Here is an 18,470-nt window from a genome sequence, read left to right as displayed (position 1 = left end):
GTCTTCAAAGTTTAGTGACTTTTTATTTGTCCCAGTCCGTCAGGTAAAGAAACCAGGTAGGCCATCAGGTTAGCCAGTTCCTGTTTGTCTAATATCTTGTCTAATCCGGGTGGCATCATAGAAACATTTTGCAGTTCAATGGAACTGATTTCGCTGCGCGGTACCCGCATGATGGAACCGGGGCCGGTTGCTACTATGATGGCATCCGGCAATTGTTCGGTGATGATGCCTGTGTACGTATTGGTTTTGGTTATTATTTTTGATGTTTCATGCTCCCGTGCAAAGCTGGCATTGGGGTATACAATGGCTTCCAGCAAATCGTGCCGCGATCTGATTTCACCGATATTTGTCAGGTCAGGCCCAAACTGCCCCCCATTCTTTTCTACAGAGTGGCAGGTGAAACAGGTGGCTTTGCTAAAGAAAAGATTGCGCCCTTCTCCCACATCGCCTCTTTTGAGCGAGGCCTCTAATTGTTCCAACTGCGATAAACGTGACGCCTGCTGATCTTGCAGTGTTTTCATAAGGGGTTCGGCCAATGCCTGCACGGATGACGGGTATGCGTCAAACAATTTTTGCATGTCCTTTACAGACAGGCTGCCCAACCCGTTGGTGGAAGATTGCAGTGCTGCTATCAGTGCCTTGCCTACTTCTTCACTTTTGCTTTTTTCAAACGCAGTAATAAGCGAAGGCAGTAAAAAAACATCCGCCTGCGCCACTTGTTCTTTTGCCAGGGATAGCAATTGCGTGTCGCTTACATTAGACTGGGCAAGCAAACGCACTGCAGATTGCCTGACGGGCGATTCCTGATCTTTATCTAAGAAATGAAACAGCAATTGAAATTCCGAATCGGAAAGTAATTTCTCCGACTTTAATCGTGCACTGAAAGCTTTAAGCCTGAAAGCAGTGGGAGGCTTTGTGTCCTGTATAATTTGATTGAGTTCTTTGTTCAATGTATTAATGCCATGCGATTCAATTAAATCTAATACCGCGGAACGGAGTGTTGCATTATCGCCTTTTAATAGATTACCCAATGGATTTATCCATGCAGAAGGAATGTTTTGAACCGCACTGCGGCCAATTACATCCATCAAAAACATTTTCTTTTCAACCGGTGTTGCTGAACTTGATAACTGGGCTCCAATGAAATTTTGCAAGGTCTTGTCGTCGTTGCTGAACGCTACCATGAGCTCACGTAATGATGATCGTTCTTCCACCGGCAATGCCGCTGTATTTAATTGTTTTTGCAGGAAGTTGGTTACAATGTCGCTCCAGTTGGGATGATGCAGCGCCACCCATATACCTGTATTACGGATTGTTTTGTTTCCATCGGACAGAAAAGCTGTTAACTGATTTTTTTGCAGGGGTGAACCGTCCATCTGATCGAGCGCCACCAATGCCGCCTTACGCATATTAACAGAGCTATCGTTTAATGCAAGTGTCAGTGGTGCCACTTTTTTCAGGGTGATGAGCGAATAAATTATTGCATGTTCTACAAAACGGTCATCAGGGTTTTTGGAAGCGCTTAGAAGTGCCGCTACCGCCTTTTCATCGCCAATTTGGCCAAGCGCTGTTGCGGCCTGCCGCCGGGCGGGGGCTTCATCTTGCCGCACCATTTGCATTAACTTACTCAGTGCCTCTTTGTCTTTTGCTATACCCGCCATGCGCGCTGCCGCGGTACGTACAATAACGCTTTGATCATCCAATGCTTTACGCACACCCTCTTTTGCGGATGCGGTGTTTATGCGCGAAAGGGCAAACACTGCTGCCGCACGCAGTTCTTCATCTTTAATAGTGGGTATTGCATTTTTAAGTGCATCAACAGCCGGTTCACCGGTTATAACAATTTGTTCTATAGCATTGTCGCGAACAAAAGGCCGATCATCCATCATATATTTAACAAGATCAGGTACGGGCATCTCTTTAAAATTCAATTTCCTTCCCCAGGGATCGTTTACAACCGGCGCACCCGTTTTGCGAATGCGGTAAATGCCACCCAATACGTTGGTTTTAGCCACCACAGAAAGTGGGCAGCCCGCAATAAACCAGCCGCCGGTATTCACCATCAGCAAACTGCCATCCGCATCTTCCAGTATATCCGTTGGATGCATATCCAAACTATCGGATTGCATAAAAGGTTCGTCTGCAGTTTTAAACGTAGCGCCTTCCGGGGTAATAATATGCCGCATAATTCGCCCCGTATTAAACTGGGCGGTAAATAGATTGCCTTTGAATGCGGCGCCAAACGCCGATCCGCGATAGCGCATTATACCCGCATGAGATATCCGCGCCAGCTTTGTCATCACAGGCATCAGTTCACCCGTTAACTTCAGGTGGTCTTCTTCAATAACGCTGTTGGGCTTGGGATACACGCCGCCTTCCACCCAGTGCATCACGGCATCACGAAACCCGTCTTTAGGATCGGTGAAATAGGTCATTGTTCCTATTGTTTCGCCCGAAGGCATAAAAGCAATCTCTACGGAGTTGTCGAAGCCTCCGCCCGAAACAGATTCCAATCCCGTTCCATCGGGCCGGCAACGCCAAATTCGTGCACCCTTTCCCGTTAGGGAGTCGCCTTCTTTTGTTTTAATGCTAAATCCGCGCCGGGCGTCGGCTAAATACAACCAGCCATCGGGCCCCATAAAAGGTCCACTCAGCGTGGCCGCATTATGATGCAGCACCCATCCGCTCAATACTGCTTCCCGCTTTTCGGCTATGCCATCTCCATCCGCATCCGTAAAGCGCATGAGGTTAGGCGGCGCGGCTACATATAAGCTCCCCCGGTAAAAATAGCCACCCATTGGGTAGGGAATATGATCTGCGTATACGACGCTCTTATCATAAATTCCATTGCCATCCATATCTTCCAAAAGCCGGATTTGAAAAGTTGGGTTCTCTAATACATCTTCAGTAGACGTTGTTTTTCCGCTCGATTCAATTACAAAAAGCCGGCCCTGGTTATCAAAACTGGCAAACATGGGGTAGGAGAGCAGATCTGGCCCCGCTACCCGCTCTATCGTATATCCTTCCGGAACCCTTAACCCGTCTGTCGCTGCTGGCGGTTTTTGTTTGCAGGAAGTGAAAAGGCTACTTGTTCCCAGTAGGATAATTAATATTACCGGTGTATAAGCATTCCATTTAGATTTTGTGATTATGGGGTTAGCGAAGACACTAACCGCGGAGGCGGCGATCATGCGTTTGATAATATGGTTTAAGGTGAATGGGATACTATTCATATATGCAGTCTTTTAAAAATGCAGGCGTATATCCTTTTTCCACCGCCCATTTTACCGCGGTTAATACTTTTTGCCGGTAATTGGGTTGATAGTTATGGTAACCCGGATAAAAGTATTGTTCATGTATCAGTAAATCTGCATAAGGTGGTTTACGGCCTTGTTGTTCATATTGATCTAAATAAGGAATGATGTGCTCTGTTTTTTTTGTATCTATAATGATACTGCTTTTTATAAAACCAATCGCTTCTTTATTATCTCTCCATAAAAATCGTTTATTAATATGTCTTCTTTGCTCCACATTTAAGTAATAGGAACAAGGAGACAAATTATCGTCTACATTAAAGTCGCATAGTTGTCCCGTATACCCCGCGTCTCTCAGCGCCCTGGATACTTCAACCGGCACTTCGCCCCAATGCAGGGTGGTAACTGGTCCCGTTAATTCATCTCCTGCAAAACGCCTGATCTGTTGGATTACCGCATCGCATTCTGTTTTTACCTGGTCATAACCGGCGTGTATATAAGGATTGTCAGGAAACTCCGCTTTTGCATGAAAGCTAAGCTGCAACCAACTGGCATTAGCCCGCCATTCATTTTTAAACTGATCGGTCATTTGAGAAAGGTTGAAGCCATCGGTTTCGTAAAAGATATTGATATGCACTTTAGTGTCATACGCATCATGTACCTCTTTTAAAAATCCGAGAAAGGGGTTGTTGAAGATTGAACTATACGTGGATGTATTGGCGTTGATGTCTTTTAAAAACCATACCGCATCATCAATAGAAAGCCTGTAATTATCTGCCAGGTTTTTAAGCCAGTATACCGTGATGTTTTTTTGTATTCCGGTTTTTTTATCACTCAGTTCAATTGCATTTTGAAAATTAGCCAAAGCTATTTCAGCCGTAAAAATTCCATTACTCTTTTTTGCCTGTATACCATTCACGGTAATAGAACTGTTGGCAGGCGCCGCAATTTTTACCAGGGCCTGTAATGTTTCGCCCATTACTATACCATCATGTTTATGCAGCATGTCTCCGTCAATGGGGCTAATAAAATGGAGATTGCCCCCGCCTCCTGTTTCGCCGGCAAACTGCAAAGGGCTGAAGGCCAGCCCCAGTGCCGCCAGCGAATTGTGTTTTATAAATTGCCGCCTGTACATTGCCGATAGTTTTGTGGTTTAACCTGAATGTTTTATTTGAAATTAAGACAAATGCAATAATGAGTCCATATATTTAGGTCAAATATTTCTTATCGCCCCGCATCAATTGGGGAGGTAGATATAAAATCGGTACCTTAATTTTTTATTGTTTAAGATGCTAACTCAAATTAAATATTTTAAAGCCCTTTAAAACAGCATATGAAAAAAATCTTCCTGTCATTCCTTTTTATAAGTTTCATGCTTCATGCAGTTGGGCAGGTAAACAAAAAAAATGGTTCCGGAGATTATACCCATAGCCGTGCGCCACTCCGGCCAAACCCATATACGGAACTTCCATTGGGAGCCATTAAACCGCAGGGATGGTTAAAAGAGATGCTGACCAGGCAAAAAAATGGCGCAACAGGAAACCTGGATACCCTTTATCCGCTGGTAATGAACCACAGGAATGGCTGGCTGGGTGGTGACGGAGATCAATGGGAGCGCGGCCCATACTGGATAGACGGACTTTTGCCGCTTGCCTATATTTTGGGTGATAAGGCGCTGATCGCAAAAACAAAGCCCTGGATTGAGTGGGCTATAAACAGTCAGCAGCCAGATGGATATTTTGGGCCTGCTAAAGACTATACCGCTGAGCCGGGCCTTCAAAGAGACAATAGCCGTGACTGGTGGCCAAAAATGGTAATGCTTAAAATCTTGAAGCAGTATTATAGTGCAACCCATGATCAAAGAGTGATTACACTCATGACGAACTATTTTAAATATCAATTGAAAGAACTTCCCCAAAAACCGCTTGATCACTGGACTTTTTGGGCACGTTACCGGGGAGGTGATAATTTAATGATTGTTTACTGGCTTTATAATATAACAGGCGATCAGTTTCTGCTTGAATTGGGCGATCTGCTTCACAGGCAGACCTTTGATTATACAAATGCATTTTTACATACCGATATGCTTTCCAATCCGGGAAGCATTCATTGTGTAAACCTTGCCCAGGGAATAAAAGAGCCCATCATTTATTACCAGCATCATCCTGAACAAAAATACTTAGATGCAACGGAGAAAGGTTTTGAAGATATCCGGAAATACAACGGGATGGCACACGGACTTTATGGCGGCGACGAAGCTTTGCATGGAAATAATCCAACACAGGGCTCAGAATTATGTTCTGCTGTTGAAATGATGTTCAGTCTTGAAAATATACTTGCCATTACAGGCAAAGCAAGTTATGCGGATCATATTGAGAAGATAGCTTTTAATGCTTTACCCGCTCAGATTTCTGACGATTTTATGCGGAGGCAGTATTTTCAGCAGGCAAACCAGGTAATGATAACAAGGCATACGCGAAATTTTGATGTTAATCATGGCGGAACAGATCTGTGTTATGGATTGCTTACAGGTTATCCCTGTTGCACATCGAACATGCATCAGGGGTGGCCAAAATTTACTCAAAACCTGTGGTATGCCACACCCGATAAAGGACTTGCAGCACTGATTTATTCACCAAGTTCAGTAAAGGCCATTGTTGCAGGTGGAACAGCCATATCGTTCAATGAAGAAACCGATTATCCGTTCGGGGAGTCTGTAAAATTTACTTTACAGGTGGATAACAAAAATAAACCGGTTACTTTTCCTTTTCACCTGCGTATACCCGCATGGTGCAAAAAAGCTGTCATAAAGATCAATGATAAAATTTGGCAGGAAGCCGTGGGAAACCAGGTTATTAAAATTAACCGTGAATGGAAATCGGGTGACAGGGTTGAATTAGCGCTGCCGATGCATATCTTTAAAAACACCTGGCATGAAAATTCGGTTTCCATTGAACGCGGACCAATCGTGTATGCGCTAAAAATTGGCGAAGAAGTGAGGGAGGTTAAAAATGACAAAGATCCGGTAGCCTATGGAAACAGTTATTTTGAAGTGCGGCCCACCACGCCATGGAATTACGGACTAAATGATATAGCAGATAATAAGCTGGATGAACATTATACGTTTGAGAAAGAGAAAGCAATTTCAAACTTTCCCTGGAATGCGGGTAGTGTGCCCGTTTCCATAAAGACCAAAGCCAGGCTTATCCCATCCTGGCAATTGTACAATGAAATGACGGGGCCTATTCCATACAGCGTCACTTACCAGTTGGAGACGGCAAAAGAAGAAGAAGAAATTATTTTAATACCTTATGGCGCTACCCGTTTAAGAATTGCCCAGTTTCCGGTGATTGCAAGGTGACAGGATAATATCATTTCAGTAAATGTAATTTTACCGGCTATAAATACTGGTGTTGCCGGATGGATAAAGCATTGTATTTCTCACATGGTCTTTAATGAAGAAAATAAATCCTTTGCCGGGTTTTAACCGGGTTACAAAAAATAGCGCAAACGATTGCCATAAGCGAAGACATCCAATGCATACATTGCAAAAAAATGTGTTATTGTTTTTTTAATAAAAATAACAATAACTTCATTGTGCCAATAAGTCCTAAACTATCTGTAATGACCGGAAAAGAGATATTTGCGCTGCAGGAACAGGTTGCTCTTTTTAGTGATCAGCATGCTTTTAAACAGTTATTCAGGCATTATTACACCGGGCTTTTTCAGTTTGCTGCATCCATTGTGAAAATTAAAGAAGTAGCTGAAGAAATCGTAGAAGATCTTTTCGTAAAAATCTGGAATAAACGTTCCACTATCACCAATATTTCCAATTTGCGGGTTTACCTGTACGTTTCAATCAAAAACCAATGCCTCAATTATATCAACAGGCAGACGGATACCCATGTCATGGGTCTGAATCAATTAGATGTAATTTGCAGTGAGCTGGTACCTAACCCCGAAGATTTGTTGGTTGCAACGGAGCTGTTGCAATTGGTAAACAAAGCCATTCATGAACTGCCGCCCAAATGCCGGATTGTATACAAACTCGTTAAAGAGGATGAGCTCACCTACAAAGAGGTTGCAGAGATACTGAATATTTCCCCGCGCACTGTAGAAAACCATATTGCTGTGGCTGTCAGAAAAATTGCCGCATCACTCCACCATGTCGATTTCTACCCTTATCATAAATCTTCTCCGTTTTTATCGGGTCCGAAATTATCCTGAAAATAAATTTTATTCATCTATAGGGGATGCAATGGTTTATTGTGTCCTTTAGAATACAATGCTCAAAATGAAGGAAGCCAGGATTTTTATTTTACTGGGAAAAAAGCTAAGTAATGAAGCAACCGACAATGAACTGGCTGAATTGGGGCAACTGCTGCAGGATGAATCAGTTCAACCCTACCTGTTGGAGATGGTACAGGAGATCTGGCAGAAAAAAGCTAAGGTAAATGAAAAGGAGCTGGACGAAAAGTGGGAGCGTACCGTGCAGCGTTTTCAAACGGAACCTGAAAACGGGGAAGCCGTACCCTTGTTTCGGCCAAAAACAAAAAAAATGTTTTTTTTCAGGGCCATGGTAGCGGCATGCGTGGCCGGGCTTGTGCTGTTGAGTGTGTGGCTGCTTTACGCATCGGATAAACAAAAACTTTCTGCCGTTGTTGTTGCACAAAGCAGGGATTCGGTAACAGTGGCTTTGAAAGGTGAAAGAAAAAAAATAATGCTGCCCGACAGTACAGAGGTTCATTTGAACAGTGGCAGCAGCCTGGTATACAATAAAGACTTTGGTAACAAAAACCGTGAAGTGTGGTTAAAGGGGGAAGCTTTTTTTGAAGTGACCAAAGATGCTTCCCACCCGTTTTTGGTTAATACCAAACGCATGATGGTAAAGGTGCTTGGCACCGTGTTTAATGTAAAAGCCTATAACACAAAGGAGGATATAGAAACAACAGTAGTAGAAGGTAAAGTGGAAGTGAGCCTGAAAGAGGATGATGAAAAAAAAGTGATTTTATTACCCAATGAAAAAATTTCCCTCAGGAATAACAGCACAATAAAAGAGGACGGGTATGCGCATACCCCCATTACCATTACGCCGCTTAACTATGAAGTGCAGGCTGTAAAGCCCGATAAAAAGGAAACGAACATGCCGGAAGAAGCGGTATGGGTAAAGGAAAAAGTGGTTTTTACCCAGGAGCCGCTTGAAATAGTGGCGCTGAAAATGGAACGCTGGTATAATGTGCATATTCATTTTAAAAACGAGAAAATGAAAGACATACTCATGACCGGCGACTTTGATAATGTAAGCCTTGATGAGGCAATGCATGTATTACAGATCATGGTAGGGTTTGAGTACGATATAAATGGCAACGATGTTTTTATCAGGTAACGCTTATACATACATATTATAAACCCAAAAACTTGCTTATGATTTATTACGATCCGCCATAAACAATCCATTAAAAAGGGAAGAGGTTGGAACTCTTCCCCAAAAAAGCTAATGTACTTAAACAGTGGAATCAGCCAGACTGTAGGGCCAGCTCATTCCCCTTTATTAACTTTTCAATTCAAATATATGAAAAAAAGCAGGTACAGGCTGCATGATATATGCAGTCCGGTATTTAAGAATTTACTGTGTATGAAAATAACTGTTTTGCTACTGGTAATTCCTTTTATCCAGGCCGCTGCCAAAGGGTATAGCCAGGAGAGGTTTTCACTGAATTTGGAACAGGTTGAAGCGACAAAAGTTTTTTCGAATATCCAGAAAAAGAGCGCTTACCGCTTTTTCTATCTGCAGAACGATATCAAAAAAATTGGTAAAGTAAACATCCATGTTACGGATGCTACCATACCGGAGATCATGCAGAAAGTGCTGGGTAATGCACTGGCTTATAAAATTGTAAATGATTACCTGGTGGTGATTTCTCCCAGCCAGTCAGACCTGTTGAACCAGCTTGAGCTGCGAGGTAAGATAACAGATGAAAACGGCAACCCGCTGGAAGGAGCATCGGTAAAAGTAAAAGGTCAGAATATTGGTGTTACCACTGAATCAGACGGCTCTTTTTCTATTGCCGTAGACGCAAAAGCCATATTGGAAGTAAGTATGGTAGGATATGAAACCATAGAAATACCGGTAAACGGAAGAAACCAGCTAAACAATATTGTACTAAAAGTAGCCGCTTCAGGGTTAGATGAAGTGGTGGTAGTGGGGTATGGCACGCAGAAGAAAGCATCCGTCACTGGTGCTATTGCTGTTATGAAATCTGAAGATGTTAAGAATATGCCGGTACCTAATCTTTCTAATGGACTTGCCGGCCGGTTAAGCGGTGTATATGTGAACCAGGGCTCTGGCGCACCAGGATATGCTGCATCTATTCGTGTACGTTCTGTAAATACCTGGAAAAGTACTGGTAATGATCCATTATATGTTATTGATGGTGTAGTTTCTGATAAACGGCTATTTGATGCGATGGATTATTCAGAAGTGGATAATGTTACCGTCTTAAAAGATGCGGCTTCGGGAGCTATATATGGCGCCCGCGCGGCGAATGGCGTTATTCTTGTAACCACCAAAAAAGGCACATCGGGAAAATTCCAGTTTAATTATAACTATTCATATAGTTTTGACAAACCTTCTAAGATACCTGATTATGTAGGTGCTAAAGATATGGTGAGACTAAACAATTACGCCCGCACAAACAGGGGCATAGCGCCCATGTATGATGATGAAGAGGTAGCCTTTTTTAACGATCACGATCCTGCCAAAGCCTGGTATACTTTAGCATACAAGGATCCCGTGTTGCAAAAGCATTCACTTACAGCCAGTGGCGGCTCTGATAAGATAAAGTATTTTCTGGGTGGTTCTTTTTTCGATCAATCAGCCTTTATTAAAAATGCTGATTTTAATAAATACAATTTTCGGTCAAATATTGATGTGAATTTCACGAAGAATCTGAGCGGGGTTTTTAATATTGCCTATAACCAGGGAACAAGAAAAAGGTTTGCCATGCAGGAAGATCTTATTGGTTTTGACGTTAACCCCCAATTTGGTAATCTGTGGGGACGGCTACTTTATTATCTGCCAAATGTGCCGCCCAAAACATCCGATGGAAAATTCATCAACCCGGGCTGGATTGGAAATCCTTTGGCATTTGTTGAAGAAGGCGGTACAAATACCAGGGTTGAGCGTAATGTTGCCATGCAGCTTGGACTGACTTACAAAATTCCGGTTATAGAGGGGTTATCGGTGTCTGGAAAATACAGCCCGAATTATGAAGCTACCACCATGAAGCTACATGAACTTAAAACGACTTTATATGATGTAGTAAGAAAAGGTACCAATGGGGCTATATACACAGACGAGATTACAGGCTCAATAAAATCAGCATATCCCAATAAAGAAAGATTGGCGAAAATCCAGGAGGCAACCAATAACTATCAATTGAATTTTTCTGCAAATTATGCCAGGAAATTTGGAGAACATAATATTGACGCGGTTGTGGTTTACGAGCAAAGTGAAGGGAAGTACGATTATTTCTATGGGGTAAGAGAAGGGTTTCCTTTGGTGCAGAACGACCAGTTTTGGGCAACATCAGCCTCCAGGAATGACTCGTACGTGAATGGTAGTGAAAGTGAATTTGGGCGCGCCTCTTACATAGGAAGGATTTTGTATAGTTATAGTGAAAAGTATTTTGTAAATGTTACCGCCCGGCGGGACGGTTCAATGCTTTTTGGCCCTGGTCATCGCTGGGGAACATTTCCTTCTGTTTCGGCCGGTTGGGTAATGTCGAACGAAAATTTTTTCAAAGTAAAAAGTATTGATTTCCTGAAACTACGTGGTTCCTGGGGGCTTGCGGGAAATGACGCTGTTGGTGGCTGGAAATGGAGTGAGTCTTATGCAGTTAATGGCGATTATTTATTCGGTACCGCTCCTCAACCCCGTGTAACTTACAATGGAATAGTGAATCCAAATTTAACATGGGAAAAAACCAGGGAGTTGAATCTTGGTTTAGACGCTCGTTTATTTAATGGTTTTTTGTTTTCTGCGGAATATTACCAGAGGCACAATTACGACATTCTTGATTCGAGGATCGCTTCTTTGCCTGTTTCTTTCGGTGGAAGCATGCCGCCCGAAAATTATGGAATTGTTGACGCACATGGATATGAACTCGAATTAGGTTATAATACTAATTTGGGTGAAGTAGAGTTTGGAGTAAAAGGCAATTTTTCATATGCGGCAAACAAGGTTAAATTAAGAGATGTTGCTCAAAATGTACAGAAAGTTGATGACCCCAATGGGCGTCCTACTGATTATATACGGATGCTGGTTGCTACAGATATCATCCGTACTCAAAAAGAAATAGATGATCTTCCTGCCGGTTATACAATTTATGGGCACACACCCGCTCTTGGCGCACTTAATTTTGAAGATGTAAACGGGCAGGACGGCATTCCTGATGGAAAAATTGACGATTATGACAGGCAGGTACTAAAGGGTAAACACTCCCTGAATCCATATACATTTGGATTGAGCCTTAATGCAAGGTGGAAAGGGATTGGCATAGATATATTTCTTCAGGGCGTAACGGGGGGATCGAAATTGTATGATGATGGATATGGCAGACGTTTTTTTGATGGAGCAAGGCCACCATCTTTCTGGCTTGATTCATGGTCGCCAGATAATGTTGATGCTAAATACCCGCAACCAGTTACCTGGGATTACACTGTGGACCATTTGCCATCAACTTTCTGGTTAAAGAATGGCAGCTTTTTACGTTTACAGTATGTAAATCTTACATATGCACTTCCCAGAAGTATCTGTCAAAAAATGACGATTTCAGGCGTGACATTCTTCGTTTCGGGAACAAATTTAATTACACTCTCGAAATACAAATATCACGATCCCAGTGTAGGCAGCATGAATTCATACCCGACTATGAAAACATTTACACTGGGTGCAAATGTTGCGTTCTAAATCAATTTTATTATTGTTTTATTAAAAATAGCAATATGAAAGTAGTAAAGATATTATTGAATAGTTTTTTCATATTAGTGTTTATTGGGTGCAATCCTTTAAACAAAAAAAACCTGAGTTCACTGGGAAGTGATGACGTGTGGTCAAATCCGGCAGTCGCAGAAGCATATATAAATGATATATACGCCAACTTTATGCCGGCTCCATTTACTGTTGGCAGAATAACAGATGAAACAATGGTCGTGAACGGGGAGTATGCAGAAGCACTAAGCGCATACCTGAACGGTACTTTAACTTCAGATTCTTATAATGATTTTCCTTATGCGAACATCAGGAAAATCAACATATTCCTTGCAGAAATAGACAAAGCATTATTTGCTGATGAAATTAAAAATTCGTTAAAGGGGCAGGCGCTTTTCTGGCGTTCATGGGCATACTTTAGAATGGTTAAGGCTTATGGCGGAGTTGAGTTAATTTTAGCCCCTGAGTCACCGGGTGATGAGGACGCTGTTTTTGTTCCACGGAGTAAAACTTCTGAATGTATTGCTCAAATTTTAAAGGATGTTGATGAAGCTATTGCTTTATTAGAACCGGTTAGTACAATTGGTCGTATTGATAAGTGTGTTGCCATGTCTTTTAAAGGCAGGGTGCTGCTGTATTGGGCCAGTCCTCAGTTTAACCGTGCCAATGACCTTTCACGCTGGACTGATGCATATAATGCGAATAAAGATGCCCTTTCATTTTTAGATGCACACGGCAAAGGTTTGTACAGCAATTATAAAGAACTGTGGACCGATGAAATGAACAAAGAGGTAATCATGGTAAAAAGATTCCAATATCCGGGATTTGCCAATGGCTATTCTCAGGCTTGTATGCGCCCTCTGCTATATGCACGTGGTTGTGTAGGAGGAAATATTCCTTCACTTGAATTAGTGAATGCATACCCAATGAAGGACGGTTCGAAATATGATCCGGCAACAATGGACTACAGGAAATTGTTCCAAAACCGGGATGAACGTTTTTACGCTTCCATTGCATATAATGGCGCTGATCCTTTCCTGGCTGAAATGTTTGGGAAGGAAAATATGTGGACTTATTTTTATGATGCGGATGGTAATGCAGCTACTGGTATTAATGGTAAAGAAGCCAGGGCTGATAACAGTGAAAATTTATTTTCCCATTCAGGATTTTATCCCGCTAAAATGCTCGACCGCAACATAACCAGAACGACTGTAGAAGATGGACAGGTTGACTGGATTGAGATCAGGTATGCAGAAGTATTAATGAATATGGCGGAAGCTGCTAATGAGATAGAAAACACTTCTGAAGCACTTACTGTACTTTACCAAATCCGTGAGAGAGCAGGGATAGAGCCAGGTGCCGGGGGGAAATACGGGATTACTGCTGCAACAGTTCCTGATATCAGAAAAGCTATAATGGACGAACGTTTAGTTGAATTCGCTTTTGAAGGCCAACGTTTTTGGGACCTGCGCAGATGGCGTATTTATGCTTCCACTTTTAATAGTTTTAAAGACAAATACTTTCACGGTTTAAGGTTTGAATGGAATGGTACCGCTGCAAACCGGCCAACGGGTTTAACTGATATTAATACAATCTGGGATCAATTCACAGTAACAGAAAACCGCGATTACCGTCAAATAGTGATGCTGGATGAAGACAAGTATTCCTTCTTTGGTATACCAAAATCAGTTTTAGATCGTAACAGCAAGATTGAGCAAAATAATACCTGGGGAGGAGATTTTGATCCTTTGCAGTAATTAAAATATATTCCACTCCTGCTATAAAAATTGCAGCGATATGTATTGTTTATGCGTAAGCCTCTGGTTAATAAACGGAGGGCTTACGCATACTATACTCTTTAATTTATGGTATGGCTTAATATAAACTATACAAAAAAGCCAAAAAACTGCCGGTTAGTAATAATACAAATAATAATGAAAATTTATTTGCTTGTTTTTTATATGCCATTCTTATCCCTGTTTCTTTTTTTAGATGGAAAACGGGATGTATCAACCATAGTTATGCTGCCTCTGATGGCTAATAACGGGTATGTACAACATCCTGCGCTATTAAAAGATACTGTGCCGGAATTAAAGAGCCGGATTCCTGCTGAAAGAGCGGGTAATACAGATTGGTTTAAAGCGGCCGGGTGGGGCGTTTTTGTACATTACCTGTATAGTGTGCAGTGTGCGGGTAACCGTATTAACGCCATGGATGGCACAACCGATTGGGATGCCTGCGTGAATGAATTTGATACGGAAAAATTCGCAGCGCAAATACAATCCACAGGTGCCTCGTATGTAATCTTTACCATGATGCAAAGAACCCGTCACCTTATAGCACCGAATAAAACCTTCGATAAAATAACCGGGTATAAACCTGGCGAAGCCTGTTCTACACGCGACCTGGTGGAAGACCTGTATGCATCGCTTCATAAGAGAGGTATTAAATTAATGCTGTACTGGACGGGTGATGGCCCGCGTGATGATGAAAAAGCCGCTAAAGCTATGGGCTATACGGAGAAGGTTTCCGAACATTATGTGCAGCAATGGGCGAACGTAGCAGCGGAATATGGCGAACGTTATAAGGATAAAGTGGCGGGATGGTGGACAGATGGATGTTATGAATATATTGGGTACAACAAAGAAAAGTGGGCTATCCTCGCAAAAGGTCTCCGGGCAGGCAATGCAAAAAGGATCATTGCATTGAACAACCCTAAAATGACAAGCTCCAACTCATCAACGCCGGAAGATGATTATACTACGGGTGAGCAGAACAAGTTTGGTGAAGTGCCGCTTTCCCGTTGGCGCGATGGTGTGCAGTGGCATATCTTGTCTTACCTGGGTAGTGAGTGGGCCGCACCGGGTTTGCGGTATACTCCTGATTTTATGGCCGATTACATCCGTAAATGTAATGCGAATGGTGGTGTTGTGAGCATTGATGTATGCTTGTTTAGAGATGGTAGTATAGAAACATCACATCTCGAGTCCCTTAAAGGCATCTCACGCCGGCTGAAGGGGAATAAATAATCTTGTAAAAAAATCAATGAAATAAACAGGTGATTGCGTATGCATGTCATTGCTAAGATCACATTAGTCAATATTATTTTTTAAGCGGGGGTAAATGTATAACCGTCCGGTAAATTTTCTTTAGTAATGAGTAAAATGTCTTTGGCGCTTATATTAATCAGTGTAGTGTTCTGTACTCAAAGCTATGGACAATTGGTTACGAAAGCTTATTACAATATGGGCAGATCGGGTGCGGTTACTTTTGCGGCTGCGCCGGAATCCTTAAAGGATTTGAGCGGAAACGGGAATGATTTAAAAAGTTCAGGTACTCCTTTATTTTTCGCAGATGCACCCGCTGATAAGAAACTGAATGGCGAAGGATCTGTTTTATTCAAAGGGAATGCCTCGTATGCTCTTAAAAAAGAGATGGGAGAAATTTCGGGTAAATTTATTTTAGAAACCTGGGTAAAGGCAGCTACGCTCGATAACAATGATGATCACCTGGGAACAAACTTTGGTGTGATAGCTTTCGGAAACCTTTCAAAAGGATATGTTATCGCACAGCAGGGATCTAACTGGGTGGCCGTTGTTGATGGCAAAGAATCTTATGTGATGGCGCCGGTTGCGCCCGAAGTATGGGTCCATCTGGCACTGGTAAACGAAAATGGCAATGGAAACTTATATGTGAATGGAGAAAGGAAAGGCAAATTCCGTTTATCAAAACAGGTAGCGGATAATTTTTCTCTGGCTAATGCAGGCAATAACGCCAATTTCAATGGGTTGATTTATGCTGCAAGATTAAGCACGTATGCTTCAAAGTTTGATGTTAAAAAATATTTATTGCTCAATGTGGAAGAACTGCATAAAAAGCAAAAACAGATTACCGATAAACAAAGATCGCTGATCACATCCTTAGCAGATATTCCGCAGGTAACAATGGTTGATGAATTGAGCGCTTCAGTTGTAAAGGAAGACTGGCTGGTTACACCGGTTAACCAGCAAGTAAAGTTATTATTGCAAAAAAACAAGGATGGCGAAACAGCCAAGCTAATGCTTACCAATGGACTGGCCAGCAGAACATTTTATATAGCAGGTAATATCGGTTGTATCAGCTTTAAAAATTTATCCGATGATGCGGAATATATCCGTGCTATTAAGCCGGAGGCCCGGGTGATGCTCGACAGCGTTTGGTATAATATAGGCGGTTTGGTTGGACAACCTGAAAAAGCATATTTTTTAGAACAATGGTGTGCATCCCTGGTTGCGGAGCCTGATGCTTTTTATTTTTCCGGAATGGAGATCAGTGATCCCGAACCCCGTTATCCATGGCAGGTTAAATACAATGCGGTAAATACAGGGTGGCCGCCAAAAGGATTACATATTATCATGCATTACCAGCCACCTGCCGCTATGAGCGGAGTAACCATTGATGTACACTACGAAATGTATGAAGGAATGCCGGTTATCCGTAAATGGCTAACGGTAAAAAATAATATGGGAAGGGAAATTGTGGTGAATAAAATGGAATGTGAGGTGCTTGCAGTATCACAAGACCAGAAAAGCCGCCTGCATGTGGAAAGCGATTATGCTTTCGCCGCCGTTAACAATACGCCCGAAGCAAGTGGTTCCACACTTTATCCTTCTGATGATAAAAATAACACTGCCCGTTTTGGATACGGTACCACGCATTGGGTAGTAGACCCGGATTATAATACCTGGGCCACCCATAACCCCGCAGAAGATCTTTTTCTGAAGAATCCGCATTTCAACTTGTTACTGAGCACACTCCATTTTGGACCTTCGGCTCATGTGGCTAAGGATTCTTTGTTTCATTCCTTCAGCACATTTGAATTATTGCATGATAATGATGATCAGGAGCGGCAAACCTTAGCCAACCGAAAGTTATACCGTAAACTGGCGCCCCAGGTATCTGAAAGTTTACTCACAGGCGGTATTACTTCGCAAGATCCCGTGAAACTAAAACAATTTATTGACCAGATGAGTGAGCTGGGGTTCGAAAGGCTGGATGTGATGGCCTGGCCGGGGATCAGCCATGATAACCTTGCCCCGGCATACCTGTCTTTATGGAAAGAGGTAGCGGATTACGCAAAAACCAAAGGCATTATAACAGGTGGTTACGAGCTGCAGGTAGCTTCGCGTGGAAGAGGTGCTGCATATGATTGTATTGACCCGGCCACAGGTAAGCCTGGCAGCTTTTTCGGGCAAAGTGTATGTATTGCCAGTAAATGGCAGGATATATACTACCCTAAAATGTGGAAATTTTTTGACACTACAGGATTAATGTCTTTAAATGTGGACGGCCCTTATCATGGTGATGCGTGTGCAGCGGTTGATCATCCCCATCATCACAATTATTATGATTCCCAATGGGAACAATGGAAATTTCAAACCCGTGTGATACATGAGCTGCAACGCAGGAATATGTACACGCCTATGCCGGACTGGTATTTCTTAAACGGGCAGGCTGCCACTGGTATGGGTTACCGCGAAGCAAGCGCCAACCTTACACCGCAACAGCAGTTGTTGCTGGGGAGGCAATATATTTATGACGGCACCTGGCACAAGGCGCCAACAATGGGCTGGATGACGCTTCAACTGGTGGGGTTTTACTCCAATGATCCCCGAATCGGGCTGGAACCACTTTCGGAAAATATGGATCGCTACGAAGTTGGGCTTTTTCAGCATCTTGCCAGTGGTTGCCAGTTTACGGTAAGGGGCAACCGCTTATATGATACACCCGAAACAAAAGCGATGGTAAAAAAGTGGACAGGCTGGTTCAAAAAGTACAGGAGTATCCTTACTTCGGATATCATTCATATTGGACGGCCAACGGGCAGGAACCTGGATGCGATGTTTCATGTGAACCCGGAATTGGATACCAGGGGGATGGCGATTATATTTAATCCTACGGATCAGCCCATCAAAAAAAATTTCCGCTTACCCTTATATTATACCGGGTTAAAAACTGTAGCAAAAATAAGAGAACAGGAAGGCGCTCCGAAAATCTATACACTGAATCATAATTACGAAGCGGAGGTGCCGGTTGAAGTCCCTGCTGGCGGGTTTACCTGGCTGGTGGTAGAAAAAGGATAATATATTTTGTTTCTGTTGAACCTTTTAAAAGGGTTGTGGATGAGCTTAGAGAATAAAGAATGAAAAACTTTCAGGCCTCCGGAGCCATTTGCTTAACGCATC

Annotated in this window: 9 protein-coding genes; 7 read left to right on the top strand and 2 right to left on the bottom strand. The window is 42.6% G+C overall.

Annotated elements, in window-relative coordinates:
• Positions 1-11 precede the first annotated feature (11 nt).
• Both FRX45_RS00685 and FRX45_RS00680 read right to left on the bottom strand, forming a co-directional pair.
• Positions 12-3,233, bottom strand: coding sequence for a PVC-type heme-binding CxxCH protein (locus tag FRX45_RS00685; protein WP_152266462.1), 3,222 nt, complete (start codon positions 3,231-3,233; stop codon positions 12-14).
• Positions 3,226-4,389 (bottom strand): hypothetical protein, encoded by a 1,164-nt coding sequence (locus FRX45_RS00680; protein WP_226804813.1) that lies wholly within the window; start codon positions 4,387-4,389, stop codon positions 3,226-3,228. The genes FRX45_RS00685 and FRX45_RS00680 overlap by 8 nt, the downstream gene beginning before the upstream one ends.
• A gap of 198 nt (positions 4,390-4,587) precedes the next feature.
• On the opposite strand from FRX45_RS00680, the gene FRX45_RS00675 reads away from it, so the two are divergent.
• The 7 genes from FRX45_RS00675 to FRX45_RS00645 all read left to right on the top strand — a co-directional run bounded on the left by FRX45_RS00675 (position 4,588) and on the right by FRX45_RS00645 (position 18,368).
• A complete protein-coding gene (locus FRX45_RS00675; RefSeq protein ID WP_152266461.1) occupies positions 4,588-6,615 on the top strand; it encodes a beta-L-arabinofuranosidase domain-containing protein in 2,028 nt (675 codons plus the stop codon).
• A gap of 263 nt (positions 6,616-6,878) precedes the next feature.
• Entirely contained in the window at positions 6,879-7,481 is a 603-nt protein-coding gene (locus FRX45_RS00670; RefSeq protein ID WP_152266460.1) for an RNA polymerase sigma-70 factor, read from the top strand.
• A gap of 67 nt (positions 7,482-7,548) precedes the next feature.
• On the top strand, positions 7,549-8,640 hold the full coding sequence (locus FRX45_RS00665; RefSeq protein WP_193311535.1) for a FecR family protein: 1,092 nt from the start codon (positions 7,549-7,551) through the stop codon (positions 8,638-8,640).
• A 249-nt stretch (positions 8,641-8,889) separates the two neighbouring features.
• Positions 8,890-12,225 (top strand): SusC/RagA family TonB-linked outer membrane protein, encoded by a 3,336-nt coding sequence (locus FRX45_RS00660; protein ID WP_193311534.1) that lies wholly within the window; start codon positions 8,890-8,892, stop codon positions 12,223-12,225.
• Between the two features lie 35 nt (positions 12,226-12,260).
• Positions 12,261-14,003 (top strand): RagB/SusD family nutrient uptake outer membrane protein, encoded by a 1,743-nt coding sequence (locus FRX45_RS00655; RefSeq protein WP_152266457.1) that lies wholly within the window; start codon positions 12,261-12,263, stop codon positions 14,001-14,003.
• 177 nt (positions 14,004-14,180) lie between these two features.
• The gene (locus FRX45_RS00650; protein ID WP_193311533.1) at positions 14,181-15,275 is read left to right on the top strand and encodes an alpha-L-fucosidase; all 1,095 of its coding nucleotides are present in this window, start codon (positions 14,181-14,183) and stop codon (positions 15,273-15,275) included.
• A gap of 126 nt (positions 15,276-15,401) precedes the next feature.
• Positions 15,402-18,368 carry a LamG-like jellyroll fold domain-containing protein gene (locus FRX45_RS00645; RefSeq protein WP_152266455.1) on the top strand — a complete coding sequence of 989 codons (2,967 nt, stop codon included), beginning with the start codon at positions 15,402-15,404 and terminating at the stop codon, positions 18,366-18,368.
• Positions 18,369-18,470: the final 102 nt, after the last annotated feature.

This window comes from Agriterribacter humi (assembly GCF_009192765.1).
GTDB classification, from domain to species: Bacteria; Bacteroidota; Bacteroidia; order Chitinophagales; family Chitinophagaceae; genus Agriterribacter; species Agriterribacter humi.
This window is presented reverse-complemented; position numbering and strand designations above follow the sequence as displayed.

Coding starts and splice junctions, on each gene's coding strand:
- FRX45_RS00685 (WP_152266462.1), bottom strand. CDS start 3,233: ATGAATAGTATCCCATTCACCTTAAACCATATTATCAAACGCATGATC.
- FRX45_RS00680 (WP_226804813.1), bottom strand. CDS start 4,389: ATGTACAGGCGGCAATTTATAAAACACAATTCGCTGGCGGCACTGGGG.
- FRX45_RS00675 (WP_152266461.1), top strand. CDS start 4,588: ATGAAAAAAATCTTCCTGTCATTCCTTTTTATAAGTTTCATGCTTCAT.
- FRX45_RS00670 (WP_152266460.1), top strand. CDS start 6,879: ATGACCGGAAAAGAGATATTTGCGCTGCAGGAACAGGTTGCTCTTTTT.
- FRX45_RS00665 (WP_193311535.1), top strand. CDS start 7,549: ATGAAGGAAGCCAGGATTTTTATTTTACTGGGAAAAAAGCTAAGTAAT.
- FRX45_RS00660 (WP_193311534.1), top strand. CDS start 8,890: ATGAAAATAACTGTTTTGCTACTGGTAATTCCTTTTATCCAGGCCGCT.
- FRX45_RS00655 (WP_152266457.1), top strand. CDS start 12,261: ATGAAAGTAGTAAAGATATTATTGAATAGTTTTTTCATATTAGTGTTT.
- FRX45_RS00650 (WP_193311533.1), top strand. CDS start 14,181: ATGAAAATTTATTTGCTTGTTTTTTATATGCCATTCTTATCCCTGTTT.
- FRX45_RS00645 (WP_152266455.1), top strand. CDS start 15,402: ATGAGTAAAATGTCTTTGGCGCTTATATTAATCAGTGTAGTGTTCTGT.